The organism is Xanthomonas sp. NCPPB 2586 (genome assembly GCF_041475775.2).
Lineage (GTDB): Bacteria > Pseudomonadota > Gammaproteobacteria > Xanthomonadales > Xanthomonadaceae > Xanthomonas > Xanthomonas campestris.
The window spans coordinates 796,964-817,678 of the sequence record NZ_CM192981.1 but is presented as its reverse complement, the minus strand read 5'-3'; the positions used below and the strand labels follow the sequence as shown (position 1 = coordinate 817,678).

Here is a 20,715-nt window from a genome sequence, read left to right as displayed (position 1 = left end):
ACTGCTCACCGTGCGATTCCTTTCATCGGTCCTTGACTCGTCTACCAGCGTAAGCCGTCTTCCAGATTACAGGGTCAGCACCCGCTGACTGTCAGGAAGCTCTACCAGCCATGCAAGATTTTCTGCCAGGTCTGCCTTGCAAGGCATGAGGATTAAGAGCGGCTAACAAAACGTAGCGAGCAGTCGTCAGAGCGAGCAGTCGTCAGGTGGGTGCGGACGGCGCGGAGGAACCGGAGTGTACGTGGGTACATGAGGATTCCGAGCACCGGCCGCGCCCGCCTGACGGCTGCGCAGTAGTTTTGATAGCTGCTCTAAGGTGCCAGTTACTGCACTGATCAGCCTCTCTTGCCGAGTCCACAGCGCTCATTTGCAAAGGCCGGCCTTGCGAAAATTGGTTATTCGGGCACAGCTGCCAACAGCCTCAGTACCCGTGCACCGGTCGGTGCGCCTTCACCGCCATCACCAGGCCCAGCCCTGCCAGCAGCGAGACCGCCGAGGTGCCGCCGTAACTCATCAGCGGCATCGGCACGCCAACCACCGGCAGCAGGCCGGAGATCATGCCGCCGTTGACCAGCACGTAGACGAAGAACGCCAGGCCGGTGGCGCCGGCGATCAGGCGCGAATAGGTGTCGCGTGCCTGCGAGGCGATCCACAGGCAGCGGCCGATCACCACCAGGTAGAGCGTCAGCACGGTGGCCACGCCGATCCAGCCGAATTCCTCGCTGAGCACCGAGAACGCAAAGTCGGTGGTCTGTTCGGGGATGAAGTTCAGATGCGACTGCGAGCCCAGCCCCCAGCCCTTGCCGTTCAATCCGCCAGAGCCAATGGCGATCTTGGACTGGATGATGTTCCAGCCGGCGCCGAGCGCATCGTTTTCCGGGTTGAGGAACATCATGATGCGGTCCTTTTGGTATGGCCGCAGCAGCCAGAACCAGGCCACCGGCGCCGCGGCCGAGACGCCGCCGACGCCCACCGCCACCCACCACCACGGCAGGCCGGCCAGCAGCAGCACGAACACGCCGCTGGCGGCGATCAGCACGCCGGTGCCGAAGTCCGGCTGCAACATGATCAAGGCGGTAGGCACGCCGATGATCACGCAGGTGACCAGCACGGTGGAAATGCGCGGCGGCAAGGGCATGCGGTGCAGATACCAGGCCGCCATCATCGGCAGGCTGATCTTGAGCAGCTCGGCCGGTTGCAGGTAGAACAGCTTGAGATCCAGCCACTGACGGCCGTATTTGCCGGTGCCCAGCGCGAACACCGCCAGCAGCGGCAGCATCGACAAGCCATACACCCACGGTGTCCAGGCGCGCAGGCGCAGCACCGACATGCGCGAGATGCCCCACATTGCCGCCGCGCCGATGGCAAAGCGCACGCCCTGCGCCATCACCAGGTGATCGCCGTTTGCGGTGCCGCCAGCGCTTTTGAGCACCGACAGGCCGATCACCATCAGCGCGGCCAGCGCCAGGCACAGCACCCAGTCGAGGCTGCGGGCGAAGCGTGCGGCCAGGTCCACCAGCCAGCGCAGGATGTCGCTCACCGGTCGGTCTCCGAGACAGTGTCCGGCACGTCCGGAATCACCGGTTGCGCGGGGCGGTTGGGATCCAGGGCCACGGCCACCTGGCCGATCACCACCGGCAATTCGTCCAGCGCCGCAGCGGCGGTATCGCCTTGCTGGCGCGCATCGGTGGCGCCGGCCTCGAACTGGTTCACGCCGACCGCGGTCATGCCCAGCTCGCTATCCAGCGGCTCCAGGCCTTCGGGCAACTTGCCGAGCAGCCAGGCATCGAAGATCTTGCGCGCGATCGGCGCGGCCGAACTGGTACCGAAACCGCCACCTTCCACCGCCACCGCGACGGCGATGACCGGGTTGTCGGCAGGGGCGAAGCCCACAAACAGGCCGCGGTGGCGCAGATGCAAGGGCAGGCTGCGCGGGTCCACGGCGGCCACGCCGCGGCGGCTGACCACCTGCGCGGTGCCGGTCTTGCCGGCCATCTGGTACGGCGCGCCGGGGGTGATCGCATAGCCGGTGCCGCCCGGGCGCATGGTGTCCATCATGCCCTCGCGCACCACCTGCAGATGGGCGGCGTTGGCGCTGATCGGCTTGCCCGGCGGCTGGATCATGGGCTGCCAGGGGTGGTCGAACCCGGTGCGTTCTTCCAGCACCAGGTGCGGGCGCAGCAACAGGCCGCCGGCAATGGCCGAGACCCCGCGCACCAGCTGCAGCGGCGTCACTTTCCAGTCGCCCTGACCGATGGCGATGTTGACCGTGTCGCCCGGGTACCAGCGCTCCTTGCGGGTCTTGTACTTGTAGGCCGGCGACGGCAGGATGCCGCCGATTTCGCCCAGCAGATCCACCCCGGTGGGCTGGCCGAAGCCGTATTCGCCCATGTAGTGGTCGAAGCGGTCGATGCCCATGTCCACCGCCAGGCGGTAGTAATAGGTATTGACCGACTGGGCGATCGACTTGCGCAGATCGGTCCAGCCATGCCCGCCACGGTGCGAATCGCCCCAGCCACGGCTGACGCCCGGCAGATAGAACATGCCGGTGGAGAGCACGCGGTCTTCGGGGCGGCGCAGCCCGCTGTCCAGGCCGGCCAGGGCGATCAACGGCTTGAGCGTGGAGCCCGGCGCCACACCACCGAGCACCAGCCGGTTGAACTGCGGCCGCGAGGGGTTGTCGTTGAGTGCCTTGAAGTCGGTATGCGAGATGCCGTTGACGAACAGGTTGGGGTCGTAGCTGGGCAGGCTGACCATGCCCAGGATCTCGCCGGTGCGCGGGTCCATCGCGATGGCCGCACCTTCGTGTTCGCCGAACGCGGCCACCATCGCGCGCTGCAGGTCGGCATCCACCGACAGGCGCAGGTCTGCGCCCGATTGCGGCGCCACCCTGCCCACCGTGCGGATCGCCCGGCCCTGCACGTTGGTTTCCACCTGCTCGTAGCCCACCTGGCCGCGCAGGTCCTGTTCGTAATAGCGCTCCAGCCCGGACTTGCCCATGTGGGTGAGCGCGGCATTGCCCTCGCCCAGCACCGCCAGGTCTTTTTCGTCGATGCGCCCGACGTAGCCGATGATGTGCGCAAACAGCGGCCCGTACGGATAGCGCCGGGTCAGGTACGGCTCCAGCTCCACGCCGGGGAAGCGCCAGCGCTCCACCGCGAAGCGCGCCATCTCCTCATCGCTCATGCGCAGCTTCAGGGTGACCGGCAAGAAGCTGCGGCGGGCCTTGCGCTCGCGGTTGAAGCGCTCCAGGTCCTCGGGCGCGATCGGGATCACCTTGCCGAGCGCGGCCAGCATGGCTTCCATGTCCTCGACCTTGTCCGGGGTCACGTCCAGGCGGAACGCCGGCACGTTCTCGGCCAGCAGCCGGCCGCTGCGGTCGTAGATCATGCCGCGCCCGGGGACCACCGGGCGCGGCTTGATACGGTTGGCCTCCGACCGGGTGGCATAGACCTCGTGGTCGAGCACCTGCAGCTTGAAGTACCAGCCGCCCAGCCCGACCAGGCACAGCACCACCATCACAAAGCCCAGCACCGCGCGGCGGCGGAACTGCTCGGCCTCGGCGTGCGGATTCTTGGGGTGGCGACGCCCGTGCATGGGTTACTTCTTGCTCCGCTTGCCCAGCCGCACCGCATCCAGCAACACGAACACCGGCGGCCACAGCGCCATGCCGAGCAGCGGCGCCCACCAGTAGCTCCATGGCAGCGTAGGCTCACCCACCGCCAGGTGCACCGCCGAGGAGACGATGCGGTCGTTGAGCAATAGCCCGCCGATCGCCAGCGCCTGCTGCGAGATCGGGAAGAAGCGCATCCGCGCGCGGAAGCGCTGCAGGATGAAGGTCATGATCACCAGCCGCAGCGCCTGTTCGCCAAGCAGCCCGCCGTACAGCAGGTCGGCCAGCACACCGGCCACGAACGCCGCGCCAAGCCCGACCCGGTCCGGCTCTTCGATCACCCAATAGGCCAGCACCAGCGCCAGCCAGTACGGGCGCAGCGGCTGCACCACCGCCGGCAGCGGCAGCAGCCCCAGCACCAGCGCGATCACGATGCTGACCGGCAGGATCCAGCTGTTGCGCATGCGGCTCATTGGTCCGTCTCCTGCGGAGCCGGACGGGAATCGGGAGTCGGGAGTCGGGAATCTGTAGGAGCAGTGCTCTGCGGCGATGAGGCGCTGCGGTTGCCCGTTCCCGATGCTGCATTCCCTGATGCCCGTGAGCCCTGCGGTGACGCCGGGCGGGAATCGGGATTCTGGATGCTGGATTCGTTCGATGCAGGAGGACGGGCAGGCAGACTTGTCGGGCGGCTGGGCGTCGGCGCGCTGGCCGGCTGGGCGCCAGGCGTGGCTGGTGTCGGCGTGGACTGGGCGCGCGGCGCGGCGCCGGTACTGGTGGCGGTGGCGGTTGTGGCACCAGATGCCGCGCCCGCCGTCGGGCGTGCCGGATCGGTCGCCGCATCCGAAGCGCCGCCCACCGGCGTGCGCGGGGTTGCAGTCACCGGCATGTTCGCTGGCGCAGTGGCGGCTGGCGCGGCACTGCCGTTGCCGTTGCCATTCCCGATTCCCGATTCCCCATTCCCAGCCCCCACCGCCACCCGCAGCGGCTTGCCGGCACGCAGCAACAGCACATCGCGGCCGCGGTCGAGCTTGGCGGCGGGGGTGAGTTCTCCGACCAGGAAGGCGTGGGTGTCGTCCGGATGCAGTTCGGACACCTTGCCGACCGGAAAGCCGGCCGGGAACCGCCCGCCCAGGCCGGAGGTGACGATCTCATCGCCCACCTGCACGCCGGCGCTGAGCGGGATGTCGCGCAGTTCGAGGCGGTCGCCGCGGCCGTAGACGATCAGGCGCACGCCGTTGCGCGCCACGCTGACCGGCACCGCATGGTCCGGGTCGGTGAGCAACAGCACGGTGGAATGCAGCGGCGTCACTTCGATCACCTGCCCCATCAGCCCGCCGGCGTCGATCACCGCCTGGCCCATCAGCACGCCGTCGCGGCTGCCGGCATCCAGCAGCAGCCGTTGCCGGGTGGGGTCCAGGTCGATATCCAGGATGGGCGCCAGCTGCACGTCCAGGCCGCGACGCTCGGCCACGTTGAGCAGTTCCCGCAGCTGGGCGTTGTCCAGCGCAGCGGTCTGCAAGCGGGTGAGGCGCGCATTGGCCACCAGCAGCTGGTTGCGCAGCGCGCGGGTCTCTTCCACCAGTTGGGCGTGGGTCGCGGCGTTGTCGCGCACCTGCGAGCCGATCCGGCCCGGCAGCCCCGCCACCGCCCATACCGGCTGGATCAGCAGGTTGGCCTGCAGGCGCAGCTGGCTCAGCCAGCCACCGCGGCTGTCGAGCGCAATCAACACGACCGCCAGCACCAGATAGACCAGCAGCCGCAGCGTGGAGGTGACTTCGCCCGGGCGGGAGGCGACAGGAGGACCGGCGTAGGAGGGCACTTTCAGGGCCGGGATTGGGGAATTGGGAGTGGGGAATCGGAGAGCGCTGTGCCGCCCTCGGTGCGGTTGAGGCTAAGCGCGGCGAACAGACCGTAGCAAGCAATCGTCAGGCGGGTGCGGACAGCGCAGAGGAGCCAAAGCGCAGGGGGGGTCCATGAGGGTTTCGAGCAGCGGTCGCGCCTGCCTGGCAGCTGCGCAGCGGCGTTGTTCGCTGCTCTACAACTCACATTGGCGGAGCTCACCTCGGCGGGAGCGCATCGAAACGGCGCAGGGCCGCAGGCAGGGAATGGTTTGACGATTCCCCACTCCCGATTCCCGATTCCCGTCCCCATCACTCCGGCGCGAAGAACTCGTTGCCATGCATGTCCACCAGCTCCAGCGCGCGGCCACCACCGCGGGCCACGCAGGTGAGCGGGTCGTCGGCCACCTGCACGTGCAGGCCGGTTTCTTCGGAGATCAGGCGGTCCAGGTCGCGCAGCAGCGCGCCGCCGCCGGTGAGCACGATGCCGCGCTCGGCGACGTCGGCGCACAGTTCCGGCGGGGTCTGCTCCAGCGCCAGCTTCACCGCAGACACGATGCCCGACAGCGGCTCGTGCAGCGCTTCGAGCACTTCGTTGGAGTTGATCTTGATCATCTTCGGCACGCCCTCGGCGAGGTTACGCCCGGAGATTTCCATCTCCTGCACCTCGTCCTGCGGGTAGGCGCAGCCGATCTGCAGCTTGATGCGCTCGGCGGTGGCTTCACCGATCAGCATGCCGTGGTTGCGGCGCACGTAGTTGGTGATCGACTCGTCGAAGCGGTCGCCGCCCACGCGCACCGACTGCGAGTAGACGATGCCGTTGAGCGAGATCACCGCCACTTCGGTGGTGCCGCCGCCGATGTCGATGACCATCGAGCCACGCGCTTCGGTCACCGGCATGCCGGCGCCGATCGCCGCGGCCATCGGTTCCTCGATCAGGTAGACATCGCGCGCACCGGCCTCTTCCGCCGATTCCTTGATCGCGCGGCGCTCCACCTGGGTGGAACCGGCCGGCACGCACACCAGCACGCGCGGGCTGGGGCGCAGGAAGCGCGACTTGTGCACCTTCTTGATGAAGTGCTTCAGCATTGCCTCGGTGTAGGTGAAGTCGGCGATGACGCCGTCCTTCATCGGGCGGATCGTGGTGATGTGGCCGGGGGTGCGGCCCAGCATCTGCTTGGCCTCCGCACCGACGGCAGCCACCGAACGCGTTCCGCCGATGGCACGGTCCTGACGCACCGCCACCACCGAGGGTTCGTTCAGTACGATGCCTTGTCCGCGCACGTAGATCAGCGTATTGGCCGTGCCCAGGTCGATGGACAGGTCGTTGGAGAACATGCCGCGGAGTTTCTTGAACATCGAGGGAGTCGTTCCTGAAGGAGTCGCGTGCCCGGCGGCCGATTGGCGCAAAAATGGGCAGAAAACGAAGTCAACTAGCCTAGCAATCCGCCTAGGTGCGAGCAAGGAAAAATGCGCCGTCACGCGCGCATTTTCATGCGGCGGTCACTCTGAACATGGCAAGCGCGTCTGGCCCTGGCCGGCCGCAGCCGTTAACCTTTGCGCCGCGGCGCCCGCGCCGTCCCGCTGCCATGCCCGGCAATTGGCGGCTATTTCCCTACGCAAAGGCCTGACTCGATGTCCGCACTGATCTGTGGTTCCCTCGCCTACGACACCATCATGGTGTTCCCGGACCAGTTCAAGAACCACATCCTGCCGGACAAGGTGCACATCCTGAATGTGTCGTTCCTGGTGCCGCGCATGCGCCGCGAGTTCGGCGGTTGCGCCGGCAACATCGCCTACAACCTGCGTCTGCTGGGCGGCGCGCCGATCCCGATGGGCACGGTGGGCCAGGATTTCGGCCCGTACCGCGAGCATTTCGAGACGCTGGGCATCGACCTGTCGCGCGTGAAGATCATCGATGACCTGTTCACCCCGCAGGCGTTCATCACCACCGACCACGACAACAACCAGATCACCGCCTTCCATCCGGGCGCAATGATGCGCAGCTACGAGAACCACGTGCGCGACGTGCCGGGCGTGACCCTGGGCCTGGTAGGCCCGGACGGGCGCGAAGGCATGATCCAGAACGCGGAAGAGTTCGCTGCCGGCGGCATCCCCTTCATCTTCGATCCCGGCCAGGCCATGCCGTTGTTCAACGGCCCGGAGCTGCGCGAGTTCATCGAGCAGGCCGACTACGTGGTGGTCAACGACTACGAGTCCAACCTGCTGCAGGAACGCACCGGCTGGAACGAGCAAGACATCGTGTCGCGCGTGCAGGCCTACATCACCACGCAGGGCCCGAAGGGCGCGCTGGTGCACACGCCCGAAAAGACCTACGACATTCCGCCGGCGCACGAGCGCCGCGTGGTCGACCCCACCGGCTGCGGCGACGCCTTCCGCGCCGGGCTGATCTACGGCATCCAGCACAACTACGACTGGCTGACCATCGGCCGCATGGGCAACCTGATGGGCGCGCTGAAGGTGGAGCACCCGGGCACCCAGAACCAGCGCTTCGACTTCGCCGAGTTCAACGACCAGTTCAAGCAGCAGTTCGGCTACGCGCTGTAAGCACGCAGCGGCGCCGCAGGGTGCTGATGCGGTTGTAAGTGCATGACCTGGCTCCGCGCGCCGTGGCGGCGGCGCCGGCGTTGCGTGTGATGGTTGCTGCCAGGCGCACTGGTAGCTCATGCACCGATGTACCGGCCAGACGCGTTTGGTCATGGCGATAGTGGGTTCGGCCGTGGCGGTGGAGCGGATGTGCATTTCCCCGCTCGCCTCGTCCACTTCTTCCCCATCCGAAGTGATCTGGACAGTCGATTGCGTGGGACAACTCAGCACGTCGGCGAGCCGCTGCCTGCGGCTGCCGATCTGCTACCGCGGGCAGTGGCAATGGCACAGCGCCGGCATCAAGTCATGCGCACCAGGTGTCCAAGGCCGCGAAACAGCAGTTCGGCTAAACGCCGTCGTCCTGCGTAAAGCCCGCGCAAGCTTGCATTGCATTGAAGCGAACTCAGCGATAGCAGCGTGCCACTTCGCCGAGTGATAGCCGCCTGCCGTGGTCGCCCTATCTGCGCAAACCGCCGCTGCGCGCGTCATCACACCGCGCCAGCGTGGTCCGGCCCGCCATACCGCAGCAGGCATTGCGTCACCGCCGTCGCGCTTTGCTGCGATGCGGTTTGAGCATGGGCCCGGTTTGTGTCTCTACTGGCGCCTCGCGCCCTTCGAGGAACGCTGGCCCATGTCCGAGCCGAGCGTTGTGGCCAGCACCTCCATCGTCCTGCCGGAGATCGAGCCGGAACTGCTCCAGCAGATCCGCCGGCTGCGCGATATCGCGCCGTTGGCGGCGCCGCTGTCGCGTTCCTGGCGTCGCTGCCTGGAGGATTACGCCTTGTTGCCGGAGGCGCTGCCGGACCCGATGGTGCATGACGCCCTGCATGTGCGTGAGCGACAGCAACGCCTGGGCGATGTCCTGCGAATCGCCCGGGTGGAGATGGAAAACCTCTACGAGCAGATCGCTGGCAGCGGCTATGCGGTGATCTTTGCCGACGCCGATGCCACCGTGCTGCACAGCGTGCACGACCCCACCCTGCTGCGCGAATTCCGCCAGGTGGGCCTGTTTGCCGGCGCCAGCTGGGCCGAGCGCCATCAGGGCACCAACGGGCTGGGCACCTGCGCGGCCGAGCGCACCGCGGTGAGCGTGCACCGCGGCGAGCATTACCTGACCCGGCACCTGCCGCTGTCGTGCTGCAGCGCGCCGATCCTGGACGCGCATGGCGGGCTGCTGGCGGTGCTGGATGCCTCCACCCCCAATGCCCAGGACGGCAAGCAGATCCAGCGCCATACCGTGGCGCTGGTGAGCATGTCGGCGGCGCAGATCTCGCGCTCGCACTTCCTCAACCAGTTCGGTCACGCCTTCATCCTGCGCTTCCACAGCCGCCCGGAGTTCGCCGGCCTGCTGCATGAAGCACTGATCGCCATCGGTGCCGATGGCAGCGTGCTGGCCGTGAACGAGGCGGTGCTGGAGCAGCTGGGCAAGCTGGACCGCAGCCAACTGGTGGGCCGCGACATCTCGCAGGTGATGCAGCTGGACTTCGACACCATCGAGCACCGCGCCGGCAGCGATGCCGGCACCTTGTGGTCGATCCGTTGCGCCTGCCACGGCCGCCGCTTCTATGCGCTGGTGCGGCCGCCGCGTGCGCGCCCGGCGCTACCGGCGGTGGGCGGGCCGGCACAGCCGGCCCCGGAGACCGAATTGAATCCTGGCGAGCATGTCGGCTCGGACCCGCGCATGCGCCACAACCTGGCCAATGCGCTGAAGCTGGCGGCGCACCGCGTTTCCATCCTGCTGCGCGGCGACACCGGCACCGGCAAGGAGGAGTTCGCCAAGGCCGTGCATCGCGGTTCGCCCTGGGCAAGCGGCGCGTTTGTGGCGATCAACTGCGCGGCCATTCCCGAGGCGCTGATCGAAAGCGAATTGTTCGGCTATGCGCGTGGCGCGTTTACCGATGCCGCGCGCGAAGGCCGCCACGGCAAGTTGCTGCAGGCCAGCGGCGGCACCTTGTTTCTGGATGAAATCGGCGACATGCCGCTACCGTTACAAAGCCGCCTGCTGCGTGTGCTGGAAGAGCAATGCGTCACCCCACTCGGCAGCGAGCGCGCGGTGCCGCTGGAATTGCACGTGATCAGCGCCAGCCACCGTGACCTGGCCCAGCGCGTCTCCGCGGGCGAGTTCCGCGAAGACCTGTACTACCGGCTCAACGGCGTGGTGCTGCATCTGCCGCCCTTGCGCGAGCGCAGCGACAAGGCCGAGTTGATCCGCACCCTGCTGCGCGAAGAGAACAACGAGCGCGGTGTGCGCATCAGCGAAGAGGCCATGCACAAACTGCTCAGCTACGCGTGGCCCGGCAATCTACGCCAGCTGCGCAACGTGCTGCGCACCGCCGCGGTGCTCTGCAGCGATGCGGTGATCCGCCTGCCCAACCTGCCGCAGGAAATTGTCGATGCCGGCAGTGCGCCGTGCCTGGTCGATGGCCGCGCCGTGGCCGCCGACGACATGCCCGGGCGCGTGGCGCTGGACCAAGCCGAGCGCCGGGTCCTGCAGCAGCAACTCGAACGCCACCGCTGGAATGTCAGCCGCACCGCCGACGCGCTGGGCATCAGCCGCAATACGCTGTACCGCAAGCTGCGCAAGCATGGGCTGGAAACGGGGTGACTGAGCGGCGGGGATTGGTGATTGGGGATTGGGGATTCGTCAAAGCCAAGGCAGTGGCTTTGCGCTGACATTTAGAGCGATCAACACAATTATTTCTTGGCCATCAGACGGTGGTGCTGTGGCCGTGTGCGGCGTTTGTCATGCGCGCATGTCGCGATTGCGGAGCGGGTGCTCTGGGCTTGGCTGCAGGGCCCTTGCCCGCCCACCATCGCGGGACACGCTGCAAGTACGTCCTTGTAAGCTCTTACGCGGCATCCATGCCGCGTAAGGTCCCGCGACGGTGAGCGGGCAAGGACCAGTGGAGATGGTCGGTGTGCATGGTGCAAGCAATGCTTGACGTGGGTTGCTTAGATAACCGCGCGTCCGATCATTTTCTCAATGAAAGCCGAGCAAAGGACAAGATTTCAAGAAAACAACCGACCAACTCCAAGGTGCGGTGTCCTCGCCGCTTGCGGGACCGTGTGGCGGCACGGATGCCGCCACCGAGCCCCCAGGGACGGGTTCACGGCGTGTCCCGCGAGCGGTGAGGGCACCGCACTGCCGATCAGCGCAACACGCGGCCCTCCAGAGACCGCCGAGCGCGGCTGGTGCTGACGCCTTACGAATCTCTAATCTCCAATACCGAATCCCCGCCCCAAACTCATAACGCCCAACGCACCCCGATCAGATACTGCCGCGGCACACCGGGTGCGAGAAACCGGGCCGGCCCGGTTTCTACCGGCGCGTCCTGCGGGCGCGCCAGTTCGCCATCGGGGAACACGTCTTCAGCCACGGCGGCATACGTGGCGTAATGGCGGTCGAACACATTGTCGATCCGCGCGAACAGCGAGAGCCGTTCGCTGAGTTGCCAGCGCGCCTGCAGATCCACCAAGGCATAGCCGGCGGTACCGATGTCGATGCGCTCGGGTGCGGGCTCGCCGTCTTCGGTGTTGTCGACCTGGCCATCTTCATTGCCGCTGGCCACGCGGCCGGAGACTGCACGCACACCGGCACCCAAGGTCAGCGCATCGCGCTGCCATTCCACACCCAGCTTGAGGTTGTGGCGCGGCAATGCGGCGATGCGAAGGCCCGGACGCAAGGTGATTACACGCTCGCCGGAGAGCAGTTCGCCATCACTGCGATAGGTTGCATCCAGAAAGCTGTAGCCGGCCGACCACTGCCAATCGCCGCTGCGCAGGCGTAGCGACAGATCCGCGCCTTGATACCGGGTCCGGCCGACATTGTCGAAGTAACCCAACTGCGTATCCGGCGCGCGCAAGAACAAAATATCGTCGCGATTGTCGGCGCGATACACCGACACCGTGGCATTGGTGTTGGCTGACGGCGTCCAACGTGCGCCGAGTTCATACGTGCGCGAAATGATCTGCTCCAGGCGCGGATCGGCTTGCAGGCCGGTCGGCAAGCGGCACGGCTGGGTAGGATCGGCGCAGCCCAGTTCGATTGCCGTTGGGGCGCGGCTGTTTTGCGCGACCGAGCCGTATACCGTCAGCCCGGAATCGAGCCGATGGGTCAGACCCAGGGACGGATTGGCCTTGGCATACACGAAGCGTTCGCGCGGGCGGTCGCCGTCTTCGGCGGTGGAAAGAATGTTGTCCACGGTGACGTGGTTCCAGCGCACCGCGGCAGTGAGATGGGTGGCCGCATCCAGCGCCCAGGTGTCGGCAACGAACACGCCCAGCGTCTTGGTGCTGCCGCGCACGCCGGAGAAGAACGCGCGTTCGGCATCCGGATCGGCGGCGACCGAGCGGTCTGGCTGCACCCAGCCCTCGCGGGCGAATTGCTGGTAACGCACATGGCCGCGATCGAAGGTGGCGCCGGTGCTGAGCGCATGGGCGCCCCATTGCTTGCTCACATTCACCGCCACGCCCTGCGCTTCCTGGCGCATCTGGGTGGTGTTGAGCGCGCCGGTGGGCAAGGTATCGGCATCGGCGCGAGCGACGTCGCAATCGGCATCCAGCGCAGTGCCATCTGCGGCATAGCCGGAGGCGCACTCTTCGACGAACTCCTCGTAGTCTTCGCCGATGTCGCCATTGACGGTGTCACGCCGGCCCACCCGCGAGTAGGCCAATGCATGCAGCGCGGTGTCCGCATCGAAGCGGTGATCCAGCTGCGCGGTGAACAAGGTATTGCGGTTGCGGGTGAGGTCGGGCGAGGTGTAGACCGCGCGGCGGTCGGCACGGTACAGGCCCGGCCTGCGGCCGTCGTCGGTGTAGCTTGTGTCCGGCAGCAAGCCGTTGCCGATCAGGCGGCTGCGCCCATGCAGCACCGACAGGCTCCAGTCGGTCTGCTCGCCCTGCTTGCCGACCTTGCCGAACACCGTTCCCAACCGGCCTTCGGACGCATCGCGCCAGCCGTTTTCATCGAAGCCGGTAACCGCAACGAACCCATGCCAGCCGTCGTTGCCGGCAATGCCGTAGCTGGCATCCAGGCGCTTGCGCGCGCCGCTGCCGATGCTGAGCTCGCCTTGTGCGCCGGGCGCGGTCAGTCCCGAGGCGGTGGTGAGCACCACCGCACCGCCGAGCGTGTTGGGGCCGAACAACGGATTGGAACCGGGCATCAGCGTGACCGCATTGATCGCCGCTTCGGGCAGCATGTCCCAGCTGACGATGTCGGCGAAGGGTTCATTGAAGCGCACGCCATCCAGATACACCGACACGCCCTGCGAAGCACCCGGCAACGCGGAAGCGCGGAAGCCGTGGAAGGTGAGATCGTTCTGGAACGCACTGCCCTGTACGTCATTGCCATCCACGCCGACGAAACGCCGCTGCAGCAGATCGCCCAGGTTGTTGCTGCGCCCGCGCGAGAGCTCGGCGCGGTTGGCCGATTGCACCATGTAGGGCAGCTGCGCGGCATCGATGGTGGTGCCGGGGATCGGTGTGGCGGTCACTTCGATGCGATCCAGCCAGGTCACCTGCGGCGCCTCGGCCGCGATGCCCATCGCCGGCCCCGCCAGCAGCGCCATCGCGCATGCACCCGCCAACGTCTTCCGCTGCACTCCCGCTGCCCTGCGCTTGCCTGCTGCCATGCTGGTCTCCTCAATAAAGCACGATCGATTTGATGCCGCGCGCCGCACGCAGATCCGCCAGCGCCTGATTGATGTCGTCCAATGCCAGCGTGCGCGTGATCAGCGGTGCAAGCTGCAGATCGCCACGCAGATACCGCTCCACATAACCGGGCAGTTCGCTGCGGCCCTTGACCCCGCCAAAGGCGCTGCCGCGCCACACCCGCCCGGTGACCAGCTGGAACGGCCGCGTGCTGATTTCCTGCGCGCCATCGGCGACGCCGAGGATGACGCTTTCGCCCCAGCCCTTGTGGCAGCACTCCAGCGCCGCGCGCATCGCACCGACATCGCCGATGCATTCGAAACTGTGGTCGGCGCCGCCGTCGGTAAGGTCCACGATCACCTGCTGGATCGGCGCGCCGTAGTCGCGTGGGTCCAGGCAGTCGGTGGCGCCCAGCGCGCGTGCCAAGGCGAATTTTCCTGGGTCGATATCCACCACGATGATGCGCCCGGCCTGCGCCAGCACCGCGCCCTGGATCACCGACAAACCGATGCCGCCCAGGCCGAATACCGCCACGCAATCGCCAGGGCGCACGTGGATGCTGTTGAGCACCGCGCCCACGCCGGTGGTGACCGTGCAGCCGAGCAGGCAGACCTGATCCAGCGGCGCATCCGGATGGATCCGCGCCACCGCGATCTCCGGCAGCACCGTATATTCGGAAAACGTGCTGGTGCCCATGTGATGCAGGATCGGCCGGCCATCCAGCGAGAAGCGGCTGCTGCCATCGGGCATCAGCCCACGCTCCTGGCTGCTGCGAATCGCCTGGCACAGATTGGTGCGGCCGGAGCGGCAGAACTTGCAGACGCCGCATTCGGGCATGTACAGCGGAATCACGTGGTCGCCCACGCGCACGCTGGTCACACCGATACCCACCTCCTCGACAACCCCGCTGCCTTCCTGGCCCAGGATCGCCGGAAAACTACTGGCCGGCGCATGCGCCAACGCATGCGCATCGCCGTGGCAGATGCCGGTGGCCACCAGGCGCACCAGCACCTCGCCCGGACGCGGCGGCTGCAGGTCCACTTCTTCGATGCTCAACGGCTGGTGCGGGCCCCAGGCCACCGCGGCGCGCGTCTTCATCCAGCCTCCCGGGCGCGCATCGGCATGCTGCCGCTCAGCGCGCGATCACCACGCCCCACGGCAATTCGCCGACAGGGATCTGTTTGATCTCACGCAACGTGGCGGTGTCGATCACGCTCACCGAGTTGGAGCGCCCGTTGGCCACGTACAGCTTGTCACCGGCCGGGGTCAGCGCCGGATTCCACGGGCGCAGGCCGACCGGGATTTCGGCAATGCCAGCACCGGTGCGAGTGTCGAGCACACTCACGCTGCCAGCGCCGCCATTGGAGGCATACAGCCGCGTGCCATCGGCCGACAAGGTCACCCCGGCGGTGCGCACGCCGGCCGGAATACTGGCCCGGCGCGTGCGTGTCTGCAGGTCGATCACATCCACCACGTTGGCGGTTTCCTGCGCGATGTACACGCTGTGGCCATCGGGCGCGAAGGCCATGCCACGCGGATGGCCACTGGTGGCAACCACGCCGCGCGAACTGTGCGTGGCGAGGTCGATCATGTCCATGTCGTTGGAGCCCTCATTGCTGGTGAGTACCCACTTCCCGTCCGGCGTGTAGGCGCAGTGCTCCGGTGCCTGGCCGCGCGTGGCGATCACCTGCTGCACCTTGAACTGGCCAACATCGATCAGCATCACCTGGTTCTGGCCTTCCACGCAGATGGCAAATTGCGTGCCGTCCGGCGACAGCGCGATGCCCTCGGCGTTCTCGCCGATCTCCACGCTGCGCAGCACGCGGTCCTGCGTGGTGTCCAACTCGATCAGGCGGTGATGCTCGGCATCGATCAGATACAGCTGCCCTTTGGGGCCGGGCAATACCTGCTGCAGCCGTTTGCCGAGCGCCCCTTGCGCACTGAGCGTACGCACCACCGTATCGCTGGCGGTGTCGATCACCGACACCGTGCCGCTGCGTTGGTTGGGCACGAAGGCCAGCACCGGCGCAGTCGCCTTGGGCGGCGCGCTGGTACTGGCGGCAGCGGCAGGCGTGGCCGCGGGCGTTGCGCTGTCGCGTTGGCAACCTGCCAACGCCAGCAGCGCGCACAACACGCCTGCGGTGATCCCCCAACGTTGCCGCGCGGCCGCTGCCGTCATTGCGCCTTGCCCGCGGTCTTGTTGATGGAGTGGATGAAGGCCAGCAGTTTTTCGGTATCACCCGGCTTGAGCACCGGTGCGAACGGCGGCATCTGCCCCACCACCTTTTCATGGCCGATGCGGGTCTTGCCGTGGGTGATCATCGCCGCGGTGCCCTCGCTGATCAGTGCACGCAAGGTGTCGTCATCGCTGCCGTACACCCAGACGTCGTTGGTCAGCGGCGGACACATGCCACCGCCACCGGTGCCGCCATGGCAGGCGTTGCAGCCGGCGGAGAAATAGATCTTCTTGCCTTCGGCGATGAGCTCGGGCGTGACCTTGACCTCGGGCCCCTTCGGGATCGGCACTACCGCCGCAGGCGGCGCGGGCGGCGTAGCCGGGTCCGGCGCAGGCCCGGCGGCTGGTGCAGCGGCCGGCGTACCCGGTGCGGGCGCTGCGGCATCGGCAGCCGGTGCCGGTGTGCCGGCCGCAGGCGGTGCGTCGGCGGCAGGCGCTGGCGGTGCGTCCTTGCCGCAGGCGGCCAGCAGCACACTGACCAACAACGCGCACAGCGGTGCGCGCAGGGAACGATCGAAACGACGGGCAGTAACCTTGCGCATGAACGAACCTTTCTGACAATCGGAGGGAACACCGCGCACCCCTTGCACGCGGTGGATGACGCACTTATTGGGTGGTGCTGCGCTTGCCAGGTGCCAGCAGCGCGGCCAATGCCGCATCGCCGCGCTCCTGCGCCAAGGTCGCAGCGGTCTTACCGTCGCGATTGCGCGCAGCCGGGTCGGCGCCGGCGGCCAGCAAGCGCTTGGCCGTCGCTTCGCGGCCGGAGGCAGCCGCCAGCATCAAGGCGGTGACGCCGGCCTGGTTGGCGCCACGTACATCGGCGCCGTGCTTCAGCAATGCATCCAGAATGGCCGGGTCCTCGCGCGGTACTGCAAACATCACTGGCGTAAATCCGGTGCGGTTGGCGCCACGTGCCTTGGCGCCGGCTTTCAGCAACGCCTCAACGACACCGACGTCGGCGTACGACACCGCCAGCTCCAGCGCGTTCCAGCCATCGCTGGACACGGTGTCCATTGGCGCGCGGCGGGCGAGTAGCCGTTGCACGCTGTCCGCATCGTTGCCCCAGGCGGCCTTCATCAAGGCGGTCCAGCCGTTGCCATCACGCGCGTCAAGGCGTGCGCCGGCGTCGATCAGCAGGCCAACCAGGTCCGGTTCCTGATTGCGGATGGCCTGGTGCAACGGTGGCTCGCCCAGCAGGTTGGGCTGGTTGGCATCGGCGCCATGGCGTAGCAACCACGCTGCACGCAGCGCATCGCCGGCATCCAGCGCGTGGGCCAGTTCCTGGTTCGGATCTGCGCCATCGGCGATGCGCAGCTGCAGTTGGGCCAGCTCCTGCGAGGACGTCGCGGCATTGGTGCTTTTCGGTGCGGACGCGGGTGTGACATACGGCCCATGCGATGCCAGATCGCCGGCCACAATGCAGTCCGCACACCGCACCAGCGGCACGTGATAGCTGCGCAGAATTTCATCGATCTTGGCGGCGCTCTGCTGCAGGGCGGTGTTCAGCGCATCGCGCAGTGCCGCGTTCTTGCGCGCCACGGCCCAGGCCATCGAATACTCCAGCACCGCATCGTCGATGGTGTTGAGCGGCACCACGCCAAGGTTGTTGCGTGCGGCGTAGTACCCAGCCACCGGGCCCCAGGATTCGGCCGCATCCAGCTCACCGGCGGCAACGCGCTCGACCAGTTTGCCGGGATGTTCTTCCGGCGCGGTGGCCGAGTCGTAGAACAGGTATTGCACCTCGCCCGACACGCCATGTTCGTACAAGGCCTGACGGGCAGGCGAACTCTGGAACACGCCCAGCCGCAGTTTTTTCAGGGCCGGGTCGTCGAGCGAGGTGGGTACCAGGTCCAGGCCCTTGCGCGTGACCAGCACATAGGGCGAGCGATACAGCGGCCGTGTGGTCAGGCCCATTTCGAAATCGCTGTTGAGGTCCATCAACACATCGCAGCGGCCGGCATTGATGGTGCTGCGTGCCAGACCGCGCTGGTAATAGGTGCGCCATTCGTATTCCAGCCGGCGGCCCATGGCCTCGGCCACGACCTGCGCAATCTTGTTCTGGAAGCCTTCGCCAGCCTTGTTGGACAGCGGCATGTTGCCGGGGTCCGCGCATACGCGCAGCACCGACGGATCGGCGGCGGGTGGAGGCGTGGACGCTGGCGCCGGCGACGCAGTGGGCGTGGCCGGCGCAGCATCGGAATGAGAAGCGCGAGCCGTCGGTGAGGACGGCTCGCGTGTGCAACCTGCGGCGACGAGTCCGAGGCTGCACCCCACCAGCACCATGCACAGGTGCCGGGTGAGGCCACGCACGCCGGCAGTGACCTGCCGGTGTGCGTGCCGAACGCCTTGCAGATGCGTCATCGTGCGGTCTTCGCTGCTGCGTTGGCGGTGCCGCCACCTGCGGCCGCCGTGGCGGTCGCACTGGCGGTCACGGTCTTGCCTGCACCATCAATGCGGAAGGTATGCACCATGCCGCCAAGCGGGATCTTGTCGAAGCCGGCGCCAAACGCCAGCCCGGCAGCACCCAGCGCGCCGTACGGATCAGCCGGATCCAGACCTGCCGCCACCGGCAAACCAATCCAGCCGCCGATGCCGGAGAACACCGCCACGTACTGGTGGCCATTGGCCTTGTAGGCGATCGGGTTGCCGATGATGCCGGAGGGCAACTTCATCTCCCACAGCTTCTTGCCGGTGTCCTTGTCCACTGCGCGGAACCAGCCATCCAGCGTGCCGTAGAACACCAGCCCGCCATCGGTGACCAGGGTGCCGCTCCACACCGGGAACTTCTCCTTGATCTCCCACTTGGACTTGCCTTCCACCACGTCGAACGCCTTGACGATGCCCAGTGCGCCGGGCTCGTTGGGCTTCATCATCACGTTGGCGAACACATACGGCAGGCCCATCATGGTGTTGCCGCGTTCCTGCGGCTCAAGCTCCATGTGCCAGTTGTTGGTGCCGCAGAAGAACACCGCCGAATTGGCCGGATCCACCGAGCACGGCTGCTGGTCCTTGCCGCCCATTGCCGACGGGAACGCCTGCACTTTCTTGCCGCGTTCCAATGGCGAATGCGCAGCCACCTTCACCGGGCGGCCGGTCTTCATGTCGATGCGTTCGGCCCAGTTGGCCGGCACGAACTTGTGCGCGCGCAGCAGCGTGCCATCGCGGCGATCGAGCACGTAGGCAAAGCCGTTGCGATCGAACTGCACCACCGAGGGAACCTCCTTGCCGTCGATGGTCAGGTGGACCAGGATCGGCTCGTTGATACCGTCGTAATCCCACTGATCGAACGGGGTTTTCTGGTAGCCCCACACCGCTTCGCCGGTGTCGATCTTGCGGGCGAACAAGGTCATCGACCACTTGTTGTCATGCTCGCCGTTGTTGCATTCCTCGTGCGAGGTCTTGCCGCAGCGGTACGACGGGCTCCACAGCCCCGGGTTGCCGGTGCCGTAGTAGAGCAACTTCAGCTTCGGGTCGTAGCTGTACCAGCCCCAGGCCGCACCGCCGCCGCGCTTCCATTCGTCGTTGGGAAAGGTCTTCACGCCCAGATCGCCGAGCTGCCCATGTTGCGGGTTGGCCTTGTTGAAGTCGGCGCCCAGGCAGATGGATTTGTCGGTGCCGGCCGCATCGCAGGACCACGCCTGCTTACCATCGGCCAGGTTGTAGGCGGCTACGCGCCCAAGCACGCCGAACTCGTTGCCGCTGATGCCGGCGATCACTTTGCCGTCGGCAATGATCGGCGCCATGGTGATGGTTTCGCCCTTGTCGGGGTGGCCGAGTTTCTGCTTCCACACTTCCTTGCCGGTCTTGGCATCGAGCGCGATCACATCGCCACTCAGGCTTCCGAACACCAGCTTGCCATCGGCATACGATGCGCCGCGGTTGACCGTGTCGCAGCAGGCCACTGCCACCGAGCGTTCGTCCTGCTGCGGGGTGTATTTCCACAACACCTTGCCGCCGTCGTCCTGCGATGCCAGGTCGATCGCGTACACGTTGTTCGGATACGCGCTGACCATGTACATGATGCTGCCGATCACCAGCGGTTGGCCTTCGTGGCCGCGCGTGGCGTCGGTCTTCATTTCCCACGACATCTTGAGGTTCTTGACGTTGTCGCGATTGATCTCCGCCAACGGGCTGTGGCGGGTCAACGCGAAGTCGCGACCGACGCCGCCCCAGTTATCCGGGTTGCTGGCGTTGGTGGTGAATTCGCCATCGGTATCGACCACTGCGGCCGCCGGCGCCGCTGCGGCAGGTGCCGCCGTTTGCGCAGGAGCGGCAGGTTCGGCCGGCGTGTCTTTCTTGCAGCCGGCCAGCACAGCGCTCAGTGCAAGCATGAGCAACACGCCGCCACGCGCGCTGCGACAGGAAGATTGGTGCATTGCGTCTACCCCTCTCGATTGAACAACCTGTTGGTTGAAGCATCCCGAGGCGCCGGCGTGACAGCGGCCGATCGCATCGCAGACGTCGGAAACGTCGAGGGAGATAGAGCAAAGCCCATGCCAGCGCACTGGTGCGCTGCACCACGCCGCACTGACGCGGCTTTCACGTTAGTGACGCGGGCTGGTCCATGGGAGGTGTCACGGATATGGCGCAGTTTGCGCCGTGCGTGCTGTGACACGGATGGAGCAGTTCGGTATAGGAGGCTTGCTGATGGCCGTTATGGCGGGGCGTGGTGCCGGCCATTTCCGCCATCTCCTGCAGTCGCTGATGTCGCCCGAAGCAGGATTGGGAAGCCCTCCGCGCTGTGCGCCTGCCATTCCGGCGCGGGATCACAT

The 20,715-nt window shown here is 66.8% G+C and carries 13 protein-coding genes and 2 other RNA genes; 2 read left to right on the top strand and 13 right to left on the bottom strand.

What is annotated here, in order from left to right; all coding sequences use genetic code 11:
* Positions 1–160: 160 nt before the first annotated feature.
* From ACCQ09_RS03515 to ACCQ09_RS03485, 7 genes are all read right to left on the bottom strand, one after another.
* Positions 161–251, bottom strand: a non-coding RNA gene (locus ACCQ09_RS03515) — sX9 sRNA.
* Between the two features lie 170 nt (positions 252–421).
* Positions 422–1,540 carry a rod shape-determining protein RodA gene (rodA, locus tag ACCQ09_RS03510; protein WP_040940630.1) on the bottom strand — a complete coding sequence of 373 codons (1,119 nt, stop codon included), beginning with the start codon at positions 1,538–1,540 and terminating at the stop codon, positions 422–424.
* The gene (gene mrdA / locus ACCQ09_RS03505) at positions 1,537–3,597 is read right to left on the bottom strand and encodes a penicillin-binding protein 2 (protein ID WP_040940629.1); all 2,061 of its coding nucleotides are present in this window, start codon (positions 3,595–3,597) and stop codon (positions 1,537–1,539) included. Before mrdA ends, rodA begins: the two co-directional genes overlap by 4 nt.
* 3 nt (positions 3,598–3,600) lie before the next feature.
* Positions 3,601–4,086 (bottom strand): rod shape-determining protein MreD, encoded by a 486-nt coding sequence (mreD, locus tag ACCQ09_RS03500; protein WP_012437354.1) that lies wholly within the window; start codon positions 4,084–4,086, stop codon positions 3,601–3,603.
* Positions 4,083–5,432 (bottom strand): rod shape-determining protein MreC, encoded by a 1,350-nt coding sequence (mreC, locus tag ACCQ09_RS03495; protein WP_040940628.1) that lies wholly within the window; start codon positions 5,430–5,432, stop codon positions 4,083–4,085. The genes mreD and mreC overlap by 4 nt, the downstream gene beginning before the upstream one ends.
* A gap of 80 nt (positions 5,433–5,512) precedes the next feature.
* Positions 5,513–5,588: non-coding RNA, sX9 sRNA (locus ACCQ09_RS03490), on the bottom strand.
* 175 nt (positions 5,589–5,763) lie between these two features.
* Positions 5,764–6,810, bottom strand: coding sequence for a rod shape-determining protein (locus ACCQ09_RS03485; RefSeq protein ID WP_003482734.1), 1,047 nt, complete (start codon positions 6,808–6,810; stop codon positions 5,764–5,766).
* 276 nt (positions 6,811–7,086) lie between these two features.
* Here ACCQ09_RS03485 and ACCQ09_RS03480 point away from each other — a divergent pair, with 276 nt between their 5' ends.
* Positions 7,087–8,019 (top strand): carbohydrate kinase family protein, encoded by a 933-nt coding sequence (locus tag ACCQ09_RS03480; protein WP_040940627.1) that lies wholly within the window; start codon positions 7,087–7,089, stop codon positions 8,017–8,019.
* Between the two features lie 670 nt (positions 8,020–8,689).
* Positions 8,690–10,663 (top strand): sigma-54-dependent Fis family transcriptional regulator, encoded by a 1,974-nt coding sequence (locus ACCQ09_RS03475; RefSeq protein ID WP_040940626.1) that lies wholly within the window; start codon positions 8,690–8,692, stop codon positions 10,661–10,663.
* 640 nt (positions 10,664–11,303) lie between these two features.
* On the opposite strand, the gene ACCQ09_RS03470 is transcribed toward ACCQ09_RS03475, so the two are convergent.
* The 6 genes from ACCQ09_RS03470 to ACCQ09_RS03445 are packed head-to-tail and all read right to left on the bottom strand — an operon-like array spanning position 11,304 to position 20,319.
* Positions 11,304–13,688: a TonB-dependent receptor gene (locus ACCQ09_RS03470; protein ID WP_228428422.1), complete on the bottom strand. Its 2,385-nt coding sequence runs from the start codon at positions 13,686–13,688 to the stop codon at positions 11,304–11,306.
* 10 nt (positions 13,689–13,698) lie between these two features.
* Positions 13,699–14,805, bottom strand: a complete 1,107-nt coding sequence (locus ACCQ09_RS03465) for an S-(hydroxymethyl)glutathione dehydrogenase/class III alcohol dehydrogenase (RefSeq protein ID WP_040940624.1) — start codon at positions 14,803–14,805, stop codon at positions 13,699–13,701.
* A gap of 34 nt (positions 14,806–14,839) precedes the next feature.
* Positions 14,840–15,886 carry a beta-propeller fold lactonase family protein gene (locus ACCQ09_RS03460; protein WP_040940623.1) on the bottom strand — a complete coding sequence of 349 codons (1,047 nt, stop codon included), beginning with the start codon at positions 15,884–15,886 and terminating at the stop codon, positions 14,840–14,842.
* A complete protein-coding gene (locus tag ACCQ09_RS03455; protein ID WP_040942231.1) occupies positions 15,883–16,524 on the bottom strand; it encodes a c-type cytochrome in 642 nt (213 codons plus the stop codon). Before ACCQ09_RS03455 ends, ACCQ09_RS03460 begins: the two co-directional genes overlap by 4 nt.
* A gap of 25 nt (positions 16,525–16,549) precedes the next feature.
* On the bottom strand, positions 16,550–18,304 hold the full coding sequence (locus tag ACCQ09_RS03450) for a quinoprotein dehydrogenase-associated putative ABC transporter substrate-binding protein (protein WP_040940622.1): 1,755 nt from the start codon (positions 18,302–18,304) through the stop codon (positions 16,550–16,552).
* Positions 18,301–20,319 carry a methanol/ethanol family PQQ-dependent dehydrogenase gene (locus ACCQ09_RS03445; protein WP_080640012.1) on the bottom strand — a complete coding sequence of 673 codons (2,019 nt, stop codon included), beginning with the start codon at positions 20,317–20,319 and terminating at the stop codon, positions 18,301–18,303. Before ACCQ09_RS03445 ends, ACCQ09_RS03450 begins: the two co-directional genes overlap by 4 nt.
* Positions 20,320–20,715: the final 396 nt, after the last annotated feature.